The 24,615-nt window shown below is 41.5% G+C and carries 21 protein-coding genes and 1 tRNA gene; 16 read left to right on the top strand and 6 right to left on the bottom strand.

What is annotated here, in order from left to right; genetic code table 11:
- The first annotated feature begins 193 nt into the window (after window positions 1–193).
- From IM797_RS17545 to pelA, 4 genes are all read left to right on the top strand, one after another.
- Entirely contained in the window at window positions 194–568 is a 375-nt protein-coding gene (locus IM797_RS17545) for a hypothetical protein (RefSeq protein WP_194128458.1), read from the top strand.
- A 238-nt stretch (window positions 569–806) separates the two neighbouring features.
- Window positions 807–1,283, top strand: a complete 477-nt coding sequence (locus IM797_RS17550; RefSeq protein ID WP_194128459.1) for a hypothetical protein — start codon at window positions 807–809, stop codon at window positions 1,281–1,283.
- 310 nt (window positions 1,284–1,593) lie between these two features.
- Entirely contained in the window at window positions 1,594–2,214 is a 621-nt protein-coding gene (locus tag IM797_RS17555) for a GyrI-like domain-containing protein (protein WP_194128460.1), read from the top strand.
- A gap of 59 nt (window positions 2,215–2,273) precedes the next feature.
- A complete protein-coding gene (pelA, locus tag IM797_RS17560) occupies window positions 2,274–3,419 on the top strand; it encodes a pectate lyase (RefSeq protein ID WP_194128461.1) in 1,146 nt (381 codons plus the stop codon).
- A gap of 22 nt (window positions 3,420–3,441) precedes the next feature.
- Here pelA and IM797_RS17565 read toward each other — a convergent pair whose 3' ends face one another.
- Complete coding sequence (locus tag IM797_RS17565) at window positions 3,442–4,080, bottom strand: hypothetical protein (RefSeq protein ID WP_194128462.1); 639 nt, start codon at window positions 4,078–4,080, stop codon at window positions 3,442–3,444.
- Between the two features lie 41 nt (window positions 4,081–4,121).
- Window positions 4,122–4,328, bottom strand: coding sequence for a hypothetical protein (locus IM797_RS17570; RefSeq protein WP_194128463.1), 207 nt, complete (start codon window positions 4,326–4,328; stop codon window positions 4,122–4,124).
- A 35-nt stretch (window positions 4,329–4,363) separates the two neighbouring features.
- On the opposite strand from IM797_RS17570, the gene tkt reads away from it, so the two are divergent.
- Window positions 4,364–6,370, top strand: a complete 2,007-nt coding sequence (tkt, locus tag IM797_RS17575; protein ID WP_194128464.1) for a transketolase — start codon at window positions 4,364–4,366, stop codon at window positions 6,368–6,370.
- Between the two features lie 39 nt (window positions 6,371–6,409).
- Here the strand turns inward: tkt and purL are convergent, their stop codons facing one another.
- On the bottom strand, window positions 6,410–10,075 hold the full coding sequence (gene purL / locus IM797_RS17580; protein WP_194128465.1) for a phosphoribosylformylglycinamidine synthase: 3,666 nt from the start codon (window positions 10,073–10,075) through the stop codon (window positions 6,410–6,412).
- A 79-nt stretch (window positions 10,076–10,154) separates the two neighbouring features.
- Between purL and IM797_RS17585 the strand changes: the two genes are divergently transcribed.
- The 3 genes from IM797_RS17585 to fbp are packed head-to-tail and all read left to right on the top strand — an operon-like array spanning window position 10,155 to window position 12,466.
- Complete coding sequence (locus IM797_RS17585) at window positions 10,155–10,859, top strand: tRNA1(Val) (adenine(37)-N6)-methyltransferase (protein ID WP_194128466.1); 705 nt, start codon at window positions 10,155–10,157, stop codon at window positions 10,857–10,859.
- 29 nt (window positions 10,860–10,888) lie between these two features.
- On the top strand, window positions 10,889–11,380 hold the full coding sequence (locus tag IM797_RS17590) for a metallophosphoesterase (protein ID WP_194128467.1): 492 nt from the start codon (window positions 10,889–10,891) through the stop codon (window positions 11,378–11,380).
- A 21-nt stretch (window positions 11,381–11,401) separates the two neighbouring features.
- Window positions 11,402–12,466: a class 1 fructose-bisphosphatase gene (gene fbp, locus IM797_RS17595; protein WP_194128468.1), complete on the top strand. Its 1,065-nt coding sequence runs from the start codon at window positions 11,402–11,404 to the stop codon at window positions 12,464–12,466.
- 56 nt (window positions 12,467–12,522) lie between these two features.
- Here fbp and rnhA read toward each other — a convergent pair whose 3' ends face one another.
- Window positions 12,523–12,996 (bottom strand): ribonuclease HI, encoded by a 474-nt coding sequence (gene rnhA / locus IM797_RS17600; protein ID WP_194128469.1) that lies wholly within the window; start codon window positions 12,994–12,996, stop codon window positions 12,523–12,525.
- 181 nt (window positions 12,997–13,177) lie between these two features.
- Here rnhA and IM797_RS17605 point away from each other — a divergent pair.
- Window positions 13,178–13,254, top strand: a tRNA-His gene (locus IM797_RS17605).
- 95 nt (window positions 13,255–13,349) lie between these two features.
- Here the strand turns inward: IM797_RS17605 and IM797_RS17610 are convergent.
- Both IM797_RS17610 and IM797_RS17615 read right to left on the bottom strand, forming a co-directional pair.
- On the bottom strand, window positions 13,350–14,096 hold the full coding sequence (locus IM797_RS17610; RefSeq protein ID WP_194128470.1) for a trypsin-like serine protease: 747 nt from the start codon (window positions 14,094–14,096) through the stop codon (window positions 13,350–13,352).
- A gap of 47 nt (window positions 14,097–14,143) precedes the next feature.
- Entirely contained in the window at window positions 14,144–15,121 is a 978-nt protein-coding gene (locus tag IM797_RS17615) for a GlxA family transcriptional regulator (protein WP_194128471.1), read from the bottom strand.
- A 138-nt stretch (window positions 15,122–15,259) separates the two neighbouring features.
- Here IM797_RS17615 and IM797_RS17620 point away from each other — a divergent pair, with 138 nt between their 5' ends.
- The 7 genes from IM797_RS17620 to IM797_RS17650 all read left to right on the top strand — a co-directional run bounded on the left by IM797_RS17620 (window position 15,260) and on the right by IM797_RS17650 (window position 24,605).
- Window positions 15,260–15,658 (top strand): glyoxalase, encoded by a 399-nt coding sequence (locus tag IM797_RS17620; protein ID WP_194128472.1) that lies wholly within the window; start codon window positions 15,260–15,262, stop codon window positions 15,656–15,658.
- Between the two features lie 158 nt (window positions 15,659–15,816).
- Window positions 15,817–16,878 carry a substrate-binding domain-containing protein gene (locus IM797_RS17625; RefSeq protein ID WP_194128473.1) on the top strand — a complete coding sequence of 354 codons (1,062 nt, stop codon included), beginning with the start codon at window positions 15,817–15,819 and terminating at the stop codon, window positions 16,876–16,878.
- Window positions 16,879–17,019: 141 nt separating this feature from the next.
- Window positions 17,020–18,309 carry a sugar MFS transporter gene (locus tag IM797_RS17630; protein ID WP_194128474.1) on the top strand — a complete coding sequence of 430 codons (1,290 nt, stop codon included), beginning with the start codon at window positions 17,020–17,022 and terminating at the stop codon, window positions 18,307–18,309.
- 34 nt (window positions 18,310–18,343) lie between these two features.
- Complete coding sequence (locus IM797_RS17635) at window positions 18,344–19,006, top strand: carbohydrate-binding family 9-like protein (protein ID WP_194128475.1); 663 nt, start codon at window positions 18,344–18,346, stop codon at window positions 19,004–19,006.
- Window positions 19,007–19,134: 128 nt separating this feature from the next.
- Window positions 19,135–19,920 carry a glycoside hydrolase family 16 protein gene (locus IM797_RS17640; protein WP_194128476.1) on the top strand — a complete coding sequence of 262 codons (786 nt, stop codon included), beginning with the start codon at window positions 19,135–19,137 and terminating at the stop codon, window positions 19,918–19,920.
- A 136-nt stretch (window positions 19,921–20,056) separates the two neighbouring features.
- Window positions 20,057–23,143: a TonB-dependent receptor gene (locus IM797_RS17645; RefSeq protein WP_194128477.1), complete on the top strand. Its 3,087-nt coding sequence runs from the start codon at window positions 20,057–20,059 to the stop codon at window positions 23,141–23,143.
- 4 nt (window positions 23,144–23,147) lie between these two features.
- Entirely contained in the window at window positions 23,148–24,605 is a 1,458-nt protein-coding gene (locus tag IM797_RS17650; protein ID WP_194128478.1) for a RagB/SusD family nutrient uptake outer membrane protein, read from the top strand.
- The last annotated feature ends 10 nt before the right edge of the window (window positions 24,606–24,615 follow it).

The raw sequence follows: 24,615 nt of genomic DNA on the forward strand, positions 1-24,615 counted from the left end.
CTGTTTTTGTAATTAGTAAGATTTGAATATAGAATGCCGAATAGCCAACTACGTTTCGACTTATTAGAAAGTAAGAGTTAGGATGTTGAAGCCGGAAGATGATTTTGTGTAAGTAATAAGAATAATAATGAAACACTTGAATTTGTTTATAATACTGATTTTACTTTATTGCTGTTCATGTAATAATGTTTACTTGAATCGAGAAGAAGATAATGAAAAAGGCAAAGTTCTCCTAACTGACTTTTATACAAAAATTTCGGATGGGGATTTTGAAAAGATAGATAAGATCGTCAGTGATAGTTTAAAGCAAATAGCCGGACCTGATGGATTAAGTAAATTGCTGAAATCAATTAATAATAAAATCGGTCGCTATAAAAGCTATACTATAGAAGATCACTATACCAGATGTTTCACTGGTAAGAAAAATGAAACAGATTATTTCTACAAATTGAAAGTGGTGTATGATAAAGGAATAACCGATGAGGTTATAAGATTTACAAAACAAAATAATGGAGCAGAAGGTAAAATAAATTCATATCACGCATACTCAGATTTGCTGCTAAAATAAGCTATAGACCATCCACCATATACTGGGGTATTAGGGCGTAAATTAAAGTATATAGCTATTACATAAATGGGACTCTTATGTATTCAGGAGCATATCTTGGATTTAATAACATACAGCAAACATTCCATAGATTTTTCAGCATTTCCAAAACTAAAAGCCAATGCCTTTAAATTTGAGAAATAAAAAGCTAGAATAAATTGTAAAAAACTACTACTTTGCTCATTCTAATTTATCTATTATGTTTCTCAAATTAAGAATGGGGCTCAGCTCTGTACTATTCTTTTTCATCACCACTTTTTCTGCATGTTCTATTCATTACAAAGTTGCCGAGAATAAACTCAATTTTGAAAAGGATATTGTGGTGGATATCCAGAAAGTTGATTCCCGGACTGAGCAAACTGCAGGATCAAATTATAAACTGGTGCCTCCGAGAAAACATGTTTTTGTTTGGCTTACAGTTCAATTGACAAATAACAGCAATAGTGATCAACTGATCGATCTTACAAAAATTGTTCTGCTCAATGCAGAAAACAAAACTAAATACCTAGTAGTAAACATATTCCAACCTTCAATCATACCGATTCCTGCTAAGAGTGATTTGAAACTTAAGGCCAAAGAGCAAGTAAAAAGATTAATGATGTTTACTTATCCCGAAAAGCTGAGACCAGATTTAGTTGAGATTAATGGATCGGTGCATCAGGTAGCCTATTTATAGTTGATATACGCTAATGAATCATTGCTTGAGCTGATTAGTCTAATTATTCGGCCCATGGAATATAATTGGCAATTAAAAGACTGGCCGAATTTTATTTGTAAGCTGGATGAAATTCAGTCATTGATTATCGAAATCGGCAATTGCTCATCTTTATTTCGAATCGATACATCATTTTTAATATTGTAATTAGCTGATTGGTAGAGCGATAGCGTAAATAAACAGTTAGCTCTTAGAGTAATATATTTCATTTAACCAAAGACTGACATAGGGCTGTCAGTGACCTGCTTTACTTTAGCTGAAAAGTGAAAAAATGGAAAAACTTGATTTAACCAAGCGCTACAAGCGCTATTACACAGCTAAAGCAGTACCGCAGATTCTGAACATTGAAGCGGCTAATTATGTTTCCATAGCTGGATTAGGGGATCCGTCAGGTCCACTGTATGCAGAACATATCCAGGCTTTGTATGCTGTAGCATATGCGCTAAAGTTTCATTGCAAGGAATTAGGCAAAGATTTTATAGTTTCAAAGCTGGAGGGATTGTGGGATTTTGATGAAGTAAGGTATGGTCTGGTCCCTATGCATGAGGCACCCCTAAAAATTCCCCGTAGTGAATGGCGATATCGATTATTGATCAGGTTGCCTGATTTCGTTAAAGCAGATGATATTGAGCGTGCTAAACTGAAGCTGAAACTGAAAAAGGATTTTCAGCATCTACAGGATGTTGTCGCATTTGATTTGCCAGCTAGAAAGGTTGTGCAGATGCTGCATGTAGGACCCTTTGACAGCGAGCCTGAGACCTTAGCGACTATGAAAGACTTTATTGATAGCCATAAATTTGGCAAAGCCGGTCTACATCATGAAATTTACCTCAGTGATTATCGTAAAACGCCGCCAGAAAAGCTTAGAACAATTTTGAGAGAGCCCATCTGAATTTAAATTGTTACAAGGATAATCCGTCACTCTGACGTTTTAATTAATACCTTGAACAGATGAAATATTTATGGATACTTTTCATAGGCTTAACCATTGCTGCAAAGGCTCAAACCAATGACTTTAAATATACAGCGGTGGATCCACGTCCTTTTGCCGACAATGCAAACCACTGGTATTTTGGTTTTGACAAGCACAATGTGATCAATTGTAAACCCAATCAGCCTAAATATCAAACTACAGAACTAACGAATATTGCAGATAACATCCTGTTGTTTCAAAAAGACAATGGTGGCTGGCCTAAAAACTACGATGTGATGGCGATATTGACTCCTGATCAAAAAGATAGCCTGATCCATGCGAAATCGGTTTTAAACACCACTTACGATAATGGGAGTACCTATACACAAATCGCCGTACTGGCCAATGTGTATACGGTAACTAAGATAGGGAAATACAAAGCTGCCGCTTTAAAAGGATTGGATTACATATTGAAATCTCAATATAAGAATGGCGGCTGGCCACAGTTTTACCCCTTGGAATCCAATTACAGCAGGTACGTAACCTACAACGATGGAAATTTTGAAGGCATTATGGGGCTTTTGAAAGATATCGACGATGACAAGCCGCAATATGCTTTTTTAGATGATACACATCGCAAAAAGTTAAAAGAAGCGTATCAAAGGGCTTTTCCTTGTATTTTGAAAACACAGATCAACGACGCGGGGAAACCAACAGCCTGGTGCCAGCAATATGATGAGGTTACTTTACAGCCTGCATGGGCACGTAAGTTTGAACCGCCAAGCATTTGTAATAAGGAAAGCGCAGATCTGGTGCTGTTCCTGATGAGTCTGGAACATCCCTCAAAAGAAATTGTTACGGCTGTGGAAAATGCAGTAACCTGGTTTGAGGAATCAAAAATCTTGAATACGAGGGTTAAAGTAATTCCTGCCGAAAAATTCATTACGCCTTTTCGGGTGTCCAATACAGACCGTGTTGTGGTAACGGATAGCACAGCTCCAGCAATTTGGACACGCTATTACGAATTGAAAACGCACAAGCCTATATTTTGTGATCGCGATAGCAAAATTGTGTATGCTTTGGCTGATATTGGCCGGGAACGCCGTGATGGCTATGCCTGGTATACGTATGCGCCCCAGCAAGTGCTGGACAAATATACGCAATGGTATCAGAAATTTCATTAGATTCCAGGCTGATAATTAGGAGCTATTTTTCGTAGAAATTTGGGGTAAGATAAAATACGGTGTCTATGAAATATAGTAGACCATCGCGACAGAGAACATTTTCATCGTGCAGATCTTCAAAAATAATCCCCAATTTGGTATTATAATAATCATTATTCCTGATGTGGGTGAACTGATTATATTCAAGAAAAACTTTGAGTGCGTTTAGGTCAGTTGTCTCCGTTGCTAGTATGAAATCCTGTTTGACTACAGCAAAAAGAGTACCCTCAATTACTTTAAACACTAGAAATTCATATAAAGTTGATTTAAAGAAATAATTATGAATCAATAAACTGTTAAAATAATCTAGCCAGTATTCGTAAAATATGCTGCCATTAAGTTTGATTACACTATGATCATCAAAGCAATAAACCCTTTGTTCGGCCCCCTCACTTATGAATAAGTTGTCTGATATGGCATCGGAAAAGATAAGATTTTCTTCTTGAGCAAAAGAAATTAAGAGTTGTTCTTCTTCACTTTTGAGACGCTTTTGTTCTTCAAGTTTTGAGCCTGTCTTCTCATTTCCTCTAAGGAAATTGTGGACTTTTTTGAGTTGGCTTGTGAAGCCATCCTGTCCATTTCCGATAATGATAGTTTGTAGTTCATCTTTAATTTGTTTCATTAAGGATTTGTTTCACAAATATACGAAATTTATTAGTGATACTAATAACCCTCCATTAAGGGGATTTTCAATGTTGCTTTTGAGGGAACGTATTTGCTCAGGGGTTGTGTAATAATCCAGGACCGCTCAATGTCATTCAGGTCTTTCGCTGTAAGGCAGGTGGTGAAGAGCGCTGTGACTTCGCTTTTGTCGTTAACATAAAGTCTAATCGATGAACCGATTGCTTTGCAAACTTTTGGGAAGCTCAACTGTTCTAAATCAATATCATTTGATTTATTTGACCATGAGTGTAAAGGAAGATTCTATTCAACAGTTGGGCATCAATACCGTTCGTGTATTGTCTATTGACGCGGTGCAAAAAGCGAATTCGGGGCACCCGGGAACACCGATGGGCCTTGCGCCAATTGGACATGTGTTGTGGACTGAAAGTATGAAGTACAATCCGAAGAACCCGGAATGGGCCAATAGGGATCGATTTATACTCTCGGCAGGACATGCCTGTATGTTGCAATACAGCTTTTTGTATTTAACAGGTTATGACCTGAGCCTGGATGACTTGAAAAATTTCAGACAGTTGAACAGTAAGACCGCCGGCCACCCTGAATATGGTTTGTTGGATGGCATTGAGGTCACTACGGGGCCTTTGGGGCAGGGATTTGCCAATGGTGTTGGTTTTGCCATTGCGCAAAAGCATTTGGCGGCACGCTTTAACAAACCCGAATTTGAGTTATTTGACTATAAAATATATGCCATTTGCAGTGATGGTGACATGATGGAGGGCATGACTTCCGAAGCGGCATCTATAGCCGGGCATTTGCAGTTGGGCAATCTCATTTACCTTTATGACGATAACCACATCACCATTGAAGGAAATACAGATCTGGCCTTTAATGAGGACGTGGCGCAACGTTTTGAGGCTTATGGATGGCATGTGCAGGTGCTGCCTGATGGAAATGACCTGGAGGCTTTGTCTGCCGCAATCAAAAATGCGCAAAAAGAAACCGCACGACCTTCACTGATTAAGGTACGTACCCACATCGGTTTTGGTAGTCCGAATAAAGTCAATACTGCCGCTGCACACGGTGCACCACTTGGTGAAGCAGAAGTGAAATTGGTGAAAGAGAATTTTAGTTTTAATCCGGATCAAAGTTTTGAGGTGCCTGCTGAAGTGTTGAAATATTATCGTGAGGCAGGCAGCAGGGGCTCCAAACTAGAGGCAGACTGGAATACCTTATATAGTGCGTATAAAAAGAAATATCCAAAGCTGGCTGCGGAATATGAGCTGGCAAAAAACGGTAAATTACCTGATGGCTGGAAAGATAAATTGCCGGTGTTTAAAGCCGGGGATAAATTGGCTACCCGTAAAGCATCCGGACAGGTGTTGAATGCGATAGCAGATCAGATTCCGAATTTAATGGGTGGTTCTGCAGATCTTTCGCCCTCAACGGATACCGATCTGAAAAATTACGGGTCATTTTCTACGGATAACCGTGAGGGGCGTATTTTTCACTTTGGGATCAGGGAACATGCCATGGGGGCGATATTAAACGGGATGGCCCTGAGTCATTGCATTATTCCTTATGGCGCTACTTTTTTGATATTTTCTGATTACATGAGGCCACCAATCCGCCTGGCGGCAATCATGAAAATTAAACCGATCTTCATTTACACGCACGACAGCATTGGGTTGGGTGAAGATGGGACTACCCATCAACCGGTTGAGCAGTTGCTCGGGTTGAGATCTGTACCCAATGTACTGGTGATCCGCCCGGCCGATGCTAATGAAACGGTTGCAGCCTGGCGTGTGGCCCTGGAGCATCAGGGTGGGCCAGTTGCACTGATCTTAACCAGGCAGGATTTACCCGTGATTGATCAGGATAAGTATGGTAAAGCTGCAGGCCTGGAAAAAGGAGCGTACATCCTTTCGGAACCGCATGAAAATCCGGCTTTGATTTTAATCGGTACAGGATCTGAAGTTCAGCTGTTATTGGCTGCCCAGGAAGAATTGAAAGCTAAAAACGTAGCGGCGAGGGTAGTGAGTATGCCATCCTGGGAATTATTTGAAAAACAGGATCAGGCTTACCGGGAAAAGATTTTTCCTAAGGCATTAAGGCATCGGCTTGCTGTAGAAGCGGGTTCGCCTTTAGGCTGGCATCAATATGTTACCGATGATGGGGATGTTATTGGAATTGATAAGTTTGGGGAATCTGCACCCGCAGCGGAATTGATGAAAGCCTACGGATTTACGGTGGATAACGTAGTGAAAAGAGCGTTGAAGCTAATTTCTTAAATGATACAGGCTGCACTTTTGATGCAGCCTGTTTTTATTTTATTTGGCATTTTCTGCTAACCATACCCTGGCGTTCACAAAAGCAGCCATCCATGGACTTACTTCGTCTTTACGGCCTTGTGGGTAATTTGCCCAGTGCCATTGGAACAGGGAGCGCTCAATATGTGGCATCATCACCAAATGACGGCCAGATTCATCACACATCATTGCCGTGTTGTAGTCTGATCCGTTCGGATTGGCAGGATAGCTCTCATAAGCATATTTTGCTACAATGCGGTATTTCGTTTCTTCATATGGCAGTTGGAAACGTCCCTCACCATGTGAAACCCATACGCCTAAGGTGCTGCCAGCTAAGCCAGATAACATCACGGAGTTGTTTTCCTGGATGGTTAATGAAGTAAATATACTTTCGTGTTTATGACTCTCATTGTGCAGCATTTTAGGTTTCTCTGCATGGTCTTTATTGATCAGGCCAAGCTCAACAAATAGCTGGCAACCGTTACAGATTCCTACAGATAGGGTATCTGGACGGGCAAAGAAGTTTTCCAAAGCAATGCGGGCTTTTTCATTGTACATAAATGCGCCTGCCCAGCCTTTGGCTGATCCCAAAACGTCAGAATTAGAGAAGCCGCCAACAGCGCCAATGAATTGAATGTCTTCCAATGTTTCGCGACCGCTGATTAAATCAGTCATGTGTACATCTTTAACATCAAAGCCGGCAAGGTACATTGCATTGGCAAGCTCGCGCTCAGAGTTACTTCCTTTTTCGCGAATTACGGCTGCTTTAGGGCGCGGTTTTGAAGCATCAATAACCGGTTTTTTACCGTCAAATGTGAGTGGGAAATTGTATTTTAACACATGGTTTTTGTAATTGTCAAAACGCTCTTTTGCTTTTACTGCTCCGCTTTGTTTCTGATCAAGCAGGTAAGAGGTTTTAAACCATACATCACGTAAATGATCAATATCGAAGCTAAAGCTTTCTGTGTTGTTTTTGATGTTCAGCGTAGCAGAACCTTGTACGTCACCGATTTTTAAAGCATTGATTCCATTTGCTGCAAATACTGCCTCAACAGCAGCATCAGCCTGGAATACAATACCGATGTTCTCGGCAAATAACAGTTTGATAACGTCTTGCTCACCTAAAGCAGACAAATCCAGATTTGCGCCTAAATTGCGGTCGGCAAAGCAAAGCTCCAATAGCGTTGTGATCAAACCACCACTGCCTACGTCATGTCCCGCTTGTATCTGATCTGCTTTAATCAATTGCTGAAGGGTATTGAACGTGTTTTTGAACTGCGCTGCATCTTTCACATCAGGTGTTTCAGTACCCACTTTGTTCAAGATCTGTGCAAATGAGGAACCGCCTAATTTATAACTGTCCTGAGATAAGTTGATGTAATAAATGGCGCCACCGTCTTTTTGCAATACAGGCTCTACCACTTTGGTGATGTCATCACAATTACCACCTGCAGAGATGATCACTGTGCCCGGTGCAATCACATCTCCATCTTTATATTTCTGTTTCATCGACAGGGAATCTTTTCCGGTTGGGATATTGATTCCTAAACTGATTGCGAAATCTGAACAGGCTTTTACAGCTTCGTATAAGCGGGCATCTTCGCCCTCGTTTTTACAGGCCCACATCCAGTTGGCAGAAAGCGAAACGCTTTTTAAACCATCTTTTAAAGGTGCCCATACGATATTGGAAAGTGATTCTGCGATGGCGATACGGCTTCCGGCAGCAGCATCAATTAATGCAGATACGGGTGCATGACCTACTGAAGTAGCAATACCTTCTTTTCCCTGGAAATCAAGGGCCATTACGCCACAGTTGTTTAAAGGCAATTGTAAAGGGCCTGCACATTGTTGTTTGGCTACACGGCCACCCACGCAACGGTCTACCTTGTTGGTCAACCAGTCTTTAGAAGCTACAGCTTCCAGTTGCAGTACTTGCTCCAGGTAGCTGTTTAATTTGCCGGCATCATAAGTTACCGATTGATATTTGCGGTCGATCGTTTGATCTTCCATCACTACTTTAGGTGAACTGCCAAACATATCTTTCAGTTCCAGGTCCATCGGTTTAACTCCAGTGGTTGCCGATTCGAAAGTGAAACGATGATCGCCGGTTACGGTACCTACAGTGTACATTGGCGAACGCTCACGGTCTGCAATTTTTTGTAAAGTGTCAATGTGTTCTTTACCAATTACCAGACCCATACGTTCCTGAGATTCGTTACCGATGATCTCTTTAGCCGAAAGGGTAGGGTCGCCCACCGGAAGTTTATCCAGGTCTATTTTACCACCTGTTTCTTCAACCAGTTCTGAAAGGCAGTTCAGGTGACCACCCGCACCATGATCATGAATCGAGATGATGGTATTGTGGTCGCTCTCTACCATACCGCGAACGGCATTGGCCGCTCTTTTTTGCATTTCCGGATTGGAACGCTGAATTGCGTTTAATTCAATGCCAGTACCCAGGGCGCCGGTATCTGCAGAAGATACAGCGGCACCGCCCATTCCGATTCTATAGTTTTCTCCACCAAGGATCACAATCTGATCGCCTGTTGAAGGTTTTTGTTTTTGCGCCTGACTGGCTTTTCCATAACCTACACCACCGGCAAGCATGATCACTTTATCGAAGCCCAGTTTACGGGAATCTTCTTCATGCTCAAAGGTGAGTACCGAACCTGTGATCAGCGGTTGGCCGAATTTATTTCCGAAATCTGAAGCACCGTTAGAGGCTTTGATCAGGATGTCCATTGGGGTTTGGTATAACCATTGTCTTTCTGCTACGCCTTGTTCCCATGGGCGGTTTTCTTCCAGTCTGGATAAAGCCGTCATGTATACAGCGGTACCAGCTAAAGGCAATGAGCCTTGTCCGCCAGCCAGCCTGTCTCTGATTTCACCACCAGAGCCCGTTGCCGCACCATTGAAAGGTTCAACCGTAGTTGGAAAGTTATGCGTTTCCGCTTTGATGGAAATCACCGATTCAAAATCGCTGATCGCATAGTAATCTGGTACATCGGCACGTTTAGGTGCAAATTGTTGTACCGTTGGGCCTTTAATAAAGGCTACGTTATCTTTATAAGCCGAAACAATATCGTTCGGGTTTTCTTCTGATGTTTTACGGATCAGTTTAAATAAGGATGTAGGTTGTTCTACACCATCGATAACAAATTTTCCGTTGAATATTTTATGGCGGCAGTGCTCAGAGTTGACTTGCGAAAAGCCAAATACTTCAGAGTCGGTTAAGGCCCGGCCCAGTGTTTTTGATAAATTATTCAGGTAGGCTACTTCTTCATCGCTTAATGAAAGACCTTCTTGTTTATTATAAGCCGAAATATCGGTTATTTCAAGGATCGGTTCTGGTTTGATGTTGATGCTGTAGATTTCCTGATCCAGCTGATCGTATTTTTGAGATAACATGGGATCGAAATCCGCGAAATCTGCCGCTACCCGGGTAAATTCTTCAATTCTGATGATCCCCTGGATATCCATATTCTGTGTAATCTCTACCGCATTGGTACTCCATGGCGTAACCATTGCCGCACGTGGACCAACAAAAAAGTCTGCCAACACGGTTTCTTGCTTTAATTGCGCACCGCCAAACAGCCATTGAAGTTTCGTAATATCAGTAGTGGATAAGGTTTGCTCCGTTTGTAAAGCGAAAACCGTATTGGATAGGCTTGAGAAGAAATAGATCATGCTTTTTTTTTGAAGATGCAAATTTAGCGTTAAAATTTTAAAACCGTGAGCATAGAATGTAATATATTCGCAAAAACGTATGGGGAGTATTTTTAAATTTAAGCAGTTTGAGGTAGACCAGTCTGGTTGCGCAATGAAAATCAATACCGATGGGGTATTGCTGGGCGCGATTGCTACTCAGATGGATGCGAAAAATATACTTGATATTGGTACCGGGACCGGGGTTATTGCCCTGATGCTGGCCCAGCGTTTTCCACATGCCCGGGTTGATGCGGTAGAGATTGAGGAACAGGCGGCCAGTGCTGCGGCAAAAAATGGAGCGGCATCAGCCTATGCTTCGCGCTTTAAGGTGATCCATACGGCGATAGAAAATTACCAGACCACAGAGCAGTACGATCTGATTGTTTCCAATCCGCCTTTTTTTGTGAATGACCTGAAAAACCAGGAACCGAAAAAAGGAATGGCCAGGCATACCGATTTGTTGTTTTTTGAACAAATGACCCAACGTGTGGCGGCGCTGTTAAGGCCTAAAGGGTCTTTCTGGTTGATCTTACCGGTAAAGCAAGCCCAAAGCACCATTGAGATTGCTGCAGATTATGGACTGAAGCCTGCAATAATTGTTCATTTGCATTCTGATGAAAGCAAACCAGAATTCAGACAGATTGTTTGTTTGAACGATAGCGCAGTTGAAACGAAGCAGCAACACTTATATATATACGAGGCGCAAGGGGTATATACAGCCAGCTATCAGGCGCTGTTGCGCGATTTCTTTTTGGCTTTTTAGCGCCAGATACTTTTAATAAATGACATAAGATGAAGACAATAGGACTGATTTCTGACACCCATGGTTTTTTAGATGATGCGGTGTTTAAACATTTCGATAAATGTGATGAAATATGGCATGCTGGCGATTTTGGACAGGGGGTAGCTGAGCAACTTGCCGCTTTTAAGCCATTAAAAGGGGTTTATGGAAATATCGATGATCAGGAGATCCGTTCGGTATATCCGGAAGACCTCAGGTTTAACTGCGAAAATGTAGCGGTTTGGATGACGCATATCGGTGGATATCCTGGAAAATACGCGCCGCGTATAAAGGGTGAAATTTACACTAAGCCCCCGATGTTGTTCATTACTGGTCACTCACATATTTTAAAAGTCATGTTTGATAAAAAAATAAATTGTTTGCACATAAATCCCGGTGCAGCGGGAAATTCTGGCTGGCACAGAATAAAAACTTTAATTAGATTTTGCATTTCGGAAGAAAAAATACATACCTTAGAGGCCATAGAAATAGGTAATAGATAACGTATAAAGTACACTAAGTATATGCAAGGCATAAAAACACTGGGCCAATTCATCATCGAAAAACAGAACGATTTTCCTTATGCAAAAGGGGAGCTTTCCAGACTGCTCAGAGATATCGGGATTGCAGCAAAAATTGTAAACAGAGAGGTGAATAAAGCCGGTTTGGCTGATATTTTAGGCTCGGCAGGTACGACTAACATTCAAGGCGAAGGTCAGCAAAAGCTGGATGTATTTGCAAATACACAGTTCATCAGCGCCTTAACCAGTGGTGGTGAATGCTGTATTGTAGCTACTGAAGAAGAGGATGAGTTTGTGCCGATCGATTCGCCAGTATCCAAAAATGCGAAATATATTGTGTGTATTGACCCGCTTGACGGCTCCTCAAACATTGATGTAAACGTTGCAGTTGGTACTATTTTTTCAATTTACAGACGTAAATCTGTTGATGGGGTAGCTACTTTGCAGGATGTACTGCAAAAAGGAACACAACAGGTTGCTGCTGGTTACGTCATTTATGGTTCATCTACCATGATGGTATATACCACTGGTAAGGGGGTTAACGGCTTTACCTTAGATCCTTCGATTGGTGAATTCTGTTTGTCGCACCCGGATATGAAAATTCCGCAAAACGGCAATATCTATTCCATCAATGAGGGTAATTACGTTCATTTTCCTACGGGTGTTAAGAAATACATCAAGTTTGCCCAGGAAGAGGATGCAGGTAGCAACAGGCCATATACTTCAAGGTATATCGGTTCTATGGTAGGCGATATTCACAGAAACCTGATTAAAGGTGGCATTTATATTTACCCGACAACCGCAAGTTCTCCAAATGGAAAACTGAGGTTATTGTATGAATGTAATCCAATGGCTTTCATTATAGAGCAGGCCGGAGGGGTAGCTTCTGATGGTTTTAACCGGATTCTGGATATTGAGCCTACTGAATTGCACCAGCGTACTTCGATTTTTATCGGATCGCCGGATATGGTTAAAGTAGCTGAAGATTTTATGGTTGAGTTTTCTTCGGAAAAGAACAATCCCTTAAATCACGCCATTAATTTGAATGGCACGGCTGTAGCAAGCTAGATTTTTAAAGAGATTATTGATAATTGGTTTTGAGATAATAGGATAACCCTGGGTGCTTATAGCATTCCGGGGTTATTTCTTTCTGCCTCAAATTCGGTGTCAATGCCTTGTGCGGCCCTGTTTTTAGAAGCTGCTACAGCGAGCTGGTCGCAACGTTCGTTCTCGGGATGATTGTTATGCCCTTTTACCCAAACAAACTTCACATCATGCAATTTATATACGCCTAAAAAACGCATCCAGAGGTCTTTGTTTTTCTTGCCTTTAAAGCCGGTTTTTAACCAGCCAAATACCCATTTCTTTTCAATTGAATCAATCACATATTTGGAGTCGGAGAATATGGTGACTTGCTGACCTGGCGTTTTTAAAGCCTGCAGGGCAACAATAACCGCCAATAGCTCCATCCGGTTATTGGTTGTCATTCTAAAGCCTGCGCTCAATTCTTTATAGTGTTGTCCCGATCTTAAAATTACACCGTAACCGCCCGGTCCGGGATTTCCACTTGCTGCTCCGTCTGTATATATTTCAATCATATTTGCAGCAAATCTAACTTTTTACGCCTTAAAAGCAATTTTTACAAGGCTGTAAAAGTTTTATTGAAAATTTATTTGATTGAAATATAGTTGATTAAAATAAATATGAAGAATTATGACTAAAAATATTTGAATAAAATGTTTTTAGTTGTACTTTTGTGACATCAAAAAATAAAACATGGTGGTTTTAGCTCAGTTGGTTAGAGCATCGGTTTGTGGTACCGAGGGTCGTGGGTTCGAGCCCCATATTCCACCCCAAGTTTTGAAAAGCAGTTCTGAAAAGAGCTGCTTTTTTTGTTTAAAGTGCTTTATTGATTGTCATATGGGCAAGCTGAATCAGAACGCTGATCACATTATTTTCCTGGAAGATTTGCGATGAATTTTATCAAACCATCAATATTGCAAGGAGAAAAATACTTTTTCTTCGTGTCAGGATCAACTGTTCCTCCCGAAACGATACCAACAACTAGTCCTTGTTCATCTACTACTGGTGCACCGCTTAACCCACCAAATTGTTCTGGCACGATAACATCCTTCAACAAAAGGCGATCTCCAATTGATTTGTAATATTCAAACTCATAAACCCGCTGAGTTCCTGTTTCCATTTTCCGCGTCCAACCAATCACATAACATTTTTCTCCCGGGATTAATGGCGTTGTTCTGAATTCCAAAGGTTTAACCTTAGAATTATTGGTTTTTATTGAAAATAATAGCCAATCCTGATTGTATGTGGCTGGATCGTCGAGTAAAGCTGATTTGTTTTCATTTAGTAATTTATCCGTAACCACGATCTGCTCTTTTTTATCTAAGGGATATAAGATCCAGTCTTTTACGTAATTTTCAAATACCAATGTTTGCATTTTATCTGTTTTAATGATCTTCAACAGATGTTTAGCTGTTACAGCAAATGTATCTGCACGATATTTGATCAAAAAACCACAACTAAATCTTGATTGATCGAATTTTGATTCTACAAAATCAATTCTATTCGTGAGTGCAATCGCAGGAAATTCTTTTTTTGATAGTTTATCCTGTGCAAATCCCGAAGTTGATATCAATAATAGAATGAATAAATAGATACCATGATTTGTGAACTGCATGTTGAGGGGTTTTATTAAATGTATACATTTTCCTTTGCTTGCTGCAATTACACTTCTACAGATAACCTTGCAAACTTATTCCTGTATTCAATCGGAGTAAGGCCGGTAAGCTTTTTAAATATATCTCTGAATGATTTCGTATCCGTATAGCCTACATCAAACATGATTTCCGTTACATTTTTTCTGGATGCTTCAAAGAAAGTTTTGGCCGATTCTATTCTCACCCTTTGTATATACTCCAGTGGGGTATTGTTTGTCGCTTCTTTAAACCTTCTTTCAAAAGTTCTGCGACCGGAATGAATGAGCTTAGCTAACGTTTCTATGGATATTTTATCGCTATAGTTTTTTTCAATGTAATCCTGTACCTTTTTAATATCGCCATCGCCATGATTTCTCTGACCTTTGAATATGGCAAATTGAGACTGGCTATCTCTTCCGATATCCAATGCAAAGTATTTTGAAACCATAATTGCAATTTCTCTATCCGAAAACTTCTCGACCAGGTATAATATTAAATTCCACAAACTATTTGCCCCGCCACTGCTGTAAATGTTATCGTGTTCTGTTATGACCGCCCCGTCTGCTACGCCCACATTGGGGTATCTCGCTTTAAACTCGTTGATATATGCCCAATGTGTAGAACATTTTTTGCCATCGAGTAAGCCCGTTTCGGCCAGAAGAAAAGCCCCAATACATAAACTGGCAAGGCTTGAACCTTGATTGTGTAGCTTTTTAAAATAAGGTATAGCTTCTGCATTGGCTGCAATGCCTTTAGCGGTATCGCCAAAGGTAGGCGGTATGATCAGTAAATCTGTTTCAGCCACATCTTTGAGTAAACGATCCGTTTTGATCACGTATTCACCATTGTTGGCAGGTACATATTCATTTAAGCCTACATATTCAACCTTGAAAATCGGTTTTCTGCCAAATGCAGTTAAAAACTCGTTGGCAGTAAGGAAGGTTCTGTATGGTGGAGTTACAGCTTCAATTACCCCATACTCAGGCACAAAGACAGAAATCTGCATATAAATAAATATTATGGTACCACAAGGTAGAGATTATTTTGTCATAATTCACCCCTTATTTGTCGTTTTTACAACAGCTATATTGTTCAGCGCTCAGCTACTTTTGGATTGTAAAATTGACTACTTAACCCTTCTGTTATGTCCAATCCTGATTATGGTAAATTTAGGGCTGCAGTTTTCCTCACCTTTTCTGGAAACTGTAAAGAGGCACTCACCTTTTACCAAACCTGCTTTGGTGGCATACTCCAATTTGAAACTTTCAAAAAACAATTACATGGCTACACACAAATGCCTGTTCTTAGTGGCTCGCTTGTTGCTGACTGTATCGCGATTCATGGCTCTGATCTGGTACACAACGAAGGCCGGATACTCGGAAATTACATGGCGATTTTTATTCAGTGTACAACTATCGGTGTTAGGAAAGCACTCATTGAAAAACTGGAACCTCAAAAAAAGATTTCTTTTTCCAGGAATGATCACGACAAATTGATTGAAATTACAGATAGTTTTGATGTAAGATGGATATTGCAGGTTTAATCAGTCAGACGATACCACCAATGCTGTAAAAGCTCTAATAAAGCGGTTTGACCGGATGAAAAGCAAGTAGGTATCTGTTGATCAGGTACATGCGCGATTATTCGGTTTGCTGTTTTTTGAGCGATAAAATCTGTTATCTTTAGCTAATTTTTCAATATATGTCAGCAGAAGATAGTGAACTAACAGGTGTTAAGGAAATTGCAAGAAGGGCAAATGTTTCAAGAGGAACAGTCGACCGGGTGATTCATAACCGTACAGGTGTATCACAGAAGACTAAGGATCTTGTTAATGCGATCATTAAGGAACTCGATTATCAGCCAAACATTTTCGCGAGAAGTCTGGCGTCAAAAAAACAAGTTGTTTTTGCGGTGCTGATTCCAGATGTATCGCAGGAAACCAATTATTGGGAAGCACCACTTCTTGGCATACAGGAAGCAGGAGCAGAAATCAGTCCTTACGGGATTACCCTGAAAAAGTATCTCTATGATGTAAACGATAAAAATGCTTTCCTGGAACAGATCGCATCAATCGATCTGGATGGGGTACAGGGCGTACTCCTGGCACCAAGCTTCATTGAAGAGGCAGCGAACTTTGTTAAAAAATTGGAAACCAGAAAAATACCTTATGTGTTTATCAATTCGGATATTCAAGGCCACAACAGCCTGAGTTACTTTGGTCCTGATCTTTACAAAAGTGGATACCTGTCAGCACACCTCATCAAATACCTGGTGAAAAGGGGAGAGGAAATCCTGATTGTAAACATCTCCCAGGAGATTGATAATGAGCATCACCTTTTGCGAAAAGAGCAGGGGTTCAGAAACTATTTTATCGAAAATAAACTGGAAAATCCGATCCTGAAAATTGACATCAAGCGAACAGATTATGCCTATGTAAGCAAATCTATTCAACAAGTGCTACAGGAACATCAGGTCGCAGCTATTTTTGTAACCAATTCCAGGGTGTCCACTGTAGCTAAATATTTGAAAAAGACCGGAGATTCCAGCAGGGTACTCATCGGCTTTGATTACACCAAAGAGAACCTCGCCTTTCTGAAAGCAGGGGATATTGATTTTCTAATTTGCCAGAAACCCAGGGAACAGGGCTACAAAGGCTTGATGGCGCTATACCAGTTCGTGGTGCATGCTAAAACAGGTGAGAAAAACAATTTCATGCCAATTGACATCATCACCAGCGAAAACTGCGATTTTTACATCAATTAAGTCAGCATATCCATCGGTGCATCTGTATTTAAAAAAGTAATTTCAAGTACTTGATTTGGAAATACAACAAATGTTTTGTTTCTTCGTGTACGTGAACGTTAATTACCCGACGATCGTTAAACCTGAGGCAAAATAAACCATATGGACCATAAGACTTATATCAAATCACTGTATATCATTGCTGTACTTTTTTTCGTCTTCGGGTTTGTCACCTGGATCAATGCCATGCTGATCCCTTATTTCAAAATTTGTTGTGAGCTCAATAACCTCGAATCCTATTTTGTAGCTTTTGCTTTTTACATCTCTTATTTATTCATCTCTTTTCCAGCTTCCCTACTGCTCAAAAAAGTTGGCTTTAAGAACGGAATGATGATTGGCTTTTTTGTGATGGCCATTGGCGCATTTATATTTGTCCCGGCAGCACTGATGCGCAATTACCTTGTTTTTCTAATCGGTCTGTTTACCCTGGGCGCAGGCCTGGCAGTACTGCAAACTGCTGCAAACCCTTACGTAACCATATTGGGGCCTAAAGAAAGCGCTGCAATGCGTTTCAGCATCATGGGAATTTGCAACAAGTTTGCAGGTATTCTTGCCCCATTGCTTTTTGCTGCTGTAATACTTAAATCGTCCGATCAGGCCTTGTTTGAACAGGTTAAAACCATGAGTGCCGTAGAACGTGCGCCTTTACTGGACGAGCTGATCAGAAGGGTCATCCTCCCTTATTCATGTGTTGCTGCAATCCTGGTTTTGTTGGGCATCCTGGTGCGGTTCTCTTCTTTACCTGAAATCAATACAGAAAATGAAGATGAAGTTACAGCCGAGTCAAATAAAGGAAAAAGTAACATTTTTCAATTTCCACACCTGATTCTCGGCGCAATTGCCATATTTGTCCACGTAGGCTCGCAGGTTATCGCAGTGGACACCATTATTGGTTACGCACATGCGATGGACATTTCGCTTTTAGAAGCCAAAGTATTTCCCTCTTATACGCTTACGGCGACAATTGTTGGTTATATTTTAGGCATTTCGCTGATCCCAAAATACCTTTCCCAGGTTTTTGCCCTGCGTGCATGTATCCTGCTCGGCGTCGTGTTTACATTATGCATCGTTTTCTGCAGTGGCAGGGTCACCATATTGGGGCATCAGGCCGATATCTCTATATGGTTCATTGTATTGCTTGGTTTTGCCAATTCCATGATATGGGCCGGCATCTGGCCATTGTCTATGGACAGGCTTGGTCGCTTTATTAAAATAGGCGCCGCAATTCTAATCATGGGCCTTTCCGGAAATGCAGTAATGCCATTGGTATATGGCCAACTTGCTGATCAGTATGGTTTGCAAAATGCCTACCTGGTTTTACTGCCTTGTTATTTATACCTGTTGTTTTACGCTTACCGCGGTTATAAACTTGAACGCTGGTTCAATTCATAAAAATCACTCCCATTTTGTTATCATCCATTTTAAAATGAATTTAGACGTTTATTACCTATATGAGGATTCTTGTGCGGCTACCGATCAGCTTTCGGAGAAATTAGCGACCTATCCCAAACATCATTTGAGCAACGATTCATGGCCTCAGATTGCTACTGACTGTATTACAGATTTTGTCATTGCACATTCAGGACAGGAGATCCTGATTAAATTTACAACGGCTCACGATTACTTTCGCGCTATAGAAAGGCCGGTTAATGGCGCGGTTCACCTGGATAACTGTGTGGAGTTTTTCATTGCTTTTGACCAATCCGGATACTATTACAATATAGAATTTAATTGCCTGGGGGTTGGAAAAGTAGGCTATGGTAAAGGAAAGCTGGGCAGAACATTGCTCCAGGAATCCATAATACAGAAAATCCAGACGGTAACCACTGCTAATGATCGTCATGGGGACTTTAATTGGGAAATGATTTTGCGTATTCCTGTGGATACTTTTGTGTACCACCAGATTGAAAGTCTGGAGGGTCTGATGGCGAGAGCCAATTTCTATAAATGTGGAGATGAATTGCCAAACCCTCACTTTTTGTGCTGGAACAAGATCGTGTCGCCGCTGCCTGATTTTCACCGTCCGGACCATTTTGGAACCCTTCAATTTATGCCTGCAAAGGAGATATCAGGTAGTTTTAACCCATAAATACATTTTTTTTTAAAATAAATTCGTGCACGTACCCGTTTATTTAATATATTAGCGTTTAGATAGTTGTAATCTTAGTCGGGATTAGATTTCAGCACATTACTTAATCAACTAAATAACCAAACAAGATGAAGAGATTTTTACTTTTGCTGCCTTTGATATGGACTTGCAAACCAGATGTTGTGCAGCCCACAACAGAGAAAGGATCAGAACCACCGGGGATCTCCGTGTCAACACCGGGTCAGACTGCATCTGCAACGATTAAATTTAGCGGATACAACTGGATTGTTAAAAGTGGGGCAGGACTTGGGCCCGGACCAAACAACTGGGGGGCACAAAATGCCTGGGTAGATGCAGCCGGATTGTTGCACCTCAAAGTTGCTTACGACAATGCGACATCTAAATGGCTTTGTGCAGGAATTACTTCAACGGAAAATTTTGGGTACGGTACCTACCAATGGCAGGTTCAAGGCCCGCTAAGTACGCTGGATAAAAATATTGTGGCCGGGCTTTTCCATTATACTGGTCCGGACGGATACAACGAACTGGATGTCGAATTTGCACGCTGGGGCGACGCTTCAAAACCCAATGTCAATTATAGTGTATATCCGGCGGCAGGAACCAATGGAAAACAGCAACGCATCACCACAGAATGGGCACAATCTGGTGGAACGGCCAGTACACACAGGTATATCTGGACAGCAAGCTCGGTGGTGTTTAAAAGTATGAACGGTTTTTATAATGACGATACAAACCTGTTCTTTACACATACTTTCGTGCCACCTGTAGCAGTTATCCCAACCGCCAAAATGCCGGTAAAGATGAACCTATGGTGTTTTCGTGGCCTTGCGCCAAGCGATGGTAAAGAAGTGGAAATCGTCATCAGGAGTTTTAAATTTACACCCGCTCCCTAATACATTTTTTTTGACCTTTAGTCGTGTACGTAAACGATTTAGGTCTTCAGTTTAGTAATTTACAGCATACATCAGACAGGCCAGAGCCAGATAGGGCGCATGCCGGTTCCATGTATCAAATCAAATAAAATCGCTAATGAAAAGGATATACCTAATGACCATGATGGTCGTATTTTCCATGTTGAGTACCTTTGCGCAGGTCAACCCCACACAGGGTACCCTGACAGGCCAGGTAACTGATGCAAAAACGAATGAAACCTTGATTGGTGTTTCGATTCGCGTGGAAGGAACAGATAAAGGCACAGCCACCGATAAAAATGGTAATTTTAGCCTGGGCCTGAACCCCGGAGCGGTGATCCTGGTTAGCTATATCGGCTATCAGAATCAACGCCTGAATGTGGGCGATCGCAAACGCTTAGACATTAAACTTGCCCCGAGTGCACAGCAGCTTTCTGAAGTGACCATCAATGTAGGCTACGGCACTCAAAAAATTAAGGAAGTAACGGGCGCAGTTGGCTCTATTACTGCCAAACAGATGGACAACCATGCGCTTGGAGATGTCAATACCAGTTTGCAGGGAAAAATTGCCGGTCTTCAGATCACCAGTAATTCTGGTGAGCCAGGTGCCGGTGCCACAGTCCGCATTCGTGGAGCATCTTCCATCAACGGAAGTAGTCAGCCCCTATACATTGTAGATGGAGTGCCCATCAATTCAGATACGTATGGCGGCGGATTGGTAGATGATGCTTCTACTTTTAGCCCTTTGGCCGATTTGAATCCTCAAGATATCGAATCTATAGAGGTTTTGAAAGATGGAACTGCATCCATCTATGGTTCAAGGGCTTCTAACGGAGTAATCATCATCACCACCAAAAGCGGAAAAAATGCCAAGAAACCGGAAATCCAGTTTTCAGCCAATGGTAGTGTAGCCAACATCACCAGGAAAATAGGCGTGCTGGATGCACCACAGTTCAGAAGTGCATTTATGGATGCCGTTTATAATTTTACAGGGGCGCAGACGACGAAAGTCTCCGTTATCGATTCTTTGCATCCTTACTATTCCAAATCTAACAACTGGCAGGATCTGATGTATCGTTCGGCATTACAGTACAAAGCCGATGTCAGCATCAAAGGGGCGTCTAAAGACAACAACATGAATTATTTCATCAGCGCCGGTTATAAGGACATCAACCCCATCATTATCGATACCAAATTCAAGCAGACCTATGCTTCTGCAAAAGTCTACTATACCGTAAATAAAGCCATTTCAGGAAATACAAATTTCAACGTATCTACCAACGACTACAATAGAATATTGAGCGGATTGAGCAATCAAAGTGCAATATACCAGGCTTTAAGTACCATGCCGGTATATAGTCCATATGACCCGATCAATGGGCAACTCATTCCCCTTCTGGAGGGGAGTAAACCCAATCCTATTGCCATCGCAGATCTGGCTGCCAATAAAATCAACCGCTGGCGTATGTTTGGAAACCAGGATTTCAGGGTTAAAATTGCAACAGGCCTTGAATTTAAAACCACTTTAGGATTTGATTATTCGAATACGGAAGAAACGAATTTCACTCCACAGGCCCTGTTGCCACAAGGTCAGATCAGTTCTTCTTACCTTACTACAGGCAAAAATTACTCCTTCATTAATGAAAATACCTTAAATTACCGCAGGACGATAAATAAAAACCACAACCTGACCTTCCTGCTTGGTCAGTCTTACCAGAAATTTACCGACAACAATGTGAATGTGATCGGAAGGGGCTTAATTGATGCAACAATTACCTCGATCAATGGTACTTCAGTTGTTTCACTTTACAACCAAAATATCGAAGAACACAGTTTGCTTTCTTATTTTGCGCGTGCAAATTACGATTACAAAGGTAAATACCTGTTCTCTGCAGTGATGCGGGCAGATGGTTCTTCCAGATTTGGAGCAGATAACAGGTTTGGCTATTTCCCTTCCTTCTCGGCCGGCTGGCGATTATCACAGGAAGACTGGTTTAAACAACTGAGCTTTATTTCAGACGCCAAGATTCGTGGAAGTTACGGTGTGACCGGAAACCAATCCATTGGTAATTATGCCTGGCAGGGTGCGCTGAATACCAATGGTACTTACCTGGGCAATGTCGCTATTGTTTCTAACGGTGTGCCAAACGCTTCTTTAAAATGGGAAACAACCAAACAATCAAACATCGGGCTCGATCTGGCTTTTCTTCAGGACAGAATTCGTTTTACGGCAGATGCCTACCTGAAAAAGACAACCGGACTGTTGTTTGATGTTGCAGTTCCGGGTACGACAGGTTATGCTACCGTACCTGCAAACTTTGGAAGTCTGGAAAATAAAGGTCTGGAGTTTACACTTTCAACGGTTAATCTGGATCGGGAATTTAAATGGAATTCTACCTTTACCTTATCCCTAAACAGAAATAGAGTACTTGCTCTTCCAGGCAATCAGGATTATCGGCCAAACATTTACAACATGGCCAGGGTGGGCGAAACTGCTGGTGTATTTTACGGACTGAAGGCTTTGGGTGTATATGCTTATGATACCGATAACGTTTATCAGCGCAATGCTACAACAGGGGCTGTGATACCTTACCGTCAGGGTTCTGCAAATGGAGCTATCTATAAAGGTGGAGATGTCATCTGGGAGGATGTAAATGGCGATGGCATCATTAACGATGCTGATTTACAAGTGATCGGAGACCCCAATCCTGATTTCACAGGTGGTTTTCAAAATGAATTCAGTTACAAGAATTTCTCGCTTACTACCTTAATTACCTACAGTTTTGGTAACGATGTGTTTAATGAAGTAAAGCGGAACCTGGATGCCTCACCGTATGATCAGAACTTAACAACGGATCAGTTGAGAAGATGGAGAAAACAAGGCGATGTAACGGATGTTCCAAGATTGGTGAAGACAGATCCCATGTTAAACTATGCCATTTCGAATCGCTTTGTAGAAGATGGTTCCTTTATCAGGCTGCAAAATGTGGCACTCAATTACAGAATTCCAGCCAAAATGCTGAACAGATTTAAAATCAGCAATGCTACTGTTGGATTCTCGGTAGTTAACCTGCTCACATTTGGCGCTTACACAGGATATGATCCGGAAGTCAGCTCATCAACCAATGCACTTGCCGTTGGCGTAGACCGCGGATCTTTCCCTAGAACCAGAACCTATAATTTGTCATTGAACCTTAGTCTTTAATACCATGAAAAGAAAAGATTATAAAATATACAGCCTGATCCTGATCACTTTGATCTTCTTGTCCAGCTGTAAAAAAGCTTTAGAAATCGACCCTACAACTTCCTATTCGAGTTCCAATTTCTGGACAGAAACACCACAAGCTACGGCAGCCTTGTATGGAGCATATACGCTTTTGCAAGGGGCCATGGCTCCGGAGTTTGTCCTGTATGGAGAAGGAAGAGCAGATAATGTGGTCATCAATCCACTAGCCCTAAGTTCGCAAACGCTGAACCTGCTGACGAACAACCTCAATTCGAGTCTGCCGATTACCAGCTGGAATGGCTTTTACCAGGTAGTTAATCAGAGCAATCTGATCCTGAAAAACACCTTGGAAATGAAAGCCAAAGGCTTGTATTTAGGTAAAGATGCTGAATATGCCAGTGTGCGTGGCCAGGCTTATGCCATGCGTGCTTTCTGTTATTTTTACATGACCCGAATCTGGGGCAAATTGCCTTTGGTGACGCAACCTTTACTGGATGCGAATCAGAATGTGACCATTGCACGTTCAGATACCACTGCCGTGTATACGCAAATTCAGTCAGATCTGGATTCTGCATCAGTCATGCCTATTCCTGCGGCTTACAGCACATCTTCGGCTACCCGGGCACAGTTTACCTTAGGTGCAGTGAATGCGCTGTATACCGATTTTTATATGTGGCGCCGCCAGTACAGGAATGCTCTTGCTGCCTCACAAAAAATCCTGAGCAACTCCACATACGCGCTGGCTTCACTCTACAGTGCTTCATCAACGGTAGATTACAACGTAAATCCTGCATTAATTGACAATACCGCTTACGCGCAGATGTTTACTAAAGGATTTTCAACAGAATCTATTTTTGAGGTTGACTATAATTTTGCTGAGCGGGCGACGAGATCTTTTTTGATTACTGTATATGGCGACCTCGGTTTTCAGCCTTTCTTTAAAGCCAGCGGTTACCTTTCCAGTAAATTTACTTCAACAGATCTGCGCTCTAAAATTAACTTTGATACCAATTCCGGTATTGTCAAATATTTTGAAAAATCAGGATTTGTTCGTGGTACGCAGGACGATAAAAATGTCATTGTTTACCGCCTGGCCGACATCCTGTTGCTGCGTGCAGAGGCTTTGAACAAAACTGGTGATGTTCCCGGAGCAATGACCATAGTGAATCAGATCCGTACAAGGGCTGGTGCTGTAGCGTATACCGAAGCTGCTTACGCCGGTTTAAGTACCGACCAGATTGAAGACCTGATCCTGGATGAACGTGCCAGGGAACTTTGTTACGAGGGGAAAAGATGGTTTGACCTGGTGCGTACTGGTAAAGCAATTAAAGTGCTTCAACCCATCAACGGCCTTAGCCAGACCGAAAATTACCTTTGGCCAATCAGCCTTACCGAAATCAGATTAAATCCTTTGCTGGATCAAAATTCATATTATCAATAAAAATATCAAG

The sequence above is a fragment of the Pedobacter sp. MC2016-24 genome, from assembly GCF_015223055.1.
Classification (GTDB): domain Bacteria; phylum Bacteroidota; class Bacteroidia; order Sphingobacteriales; family Sphingobacteriaceae; genus Pedobacter.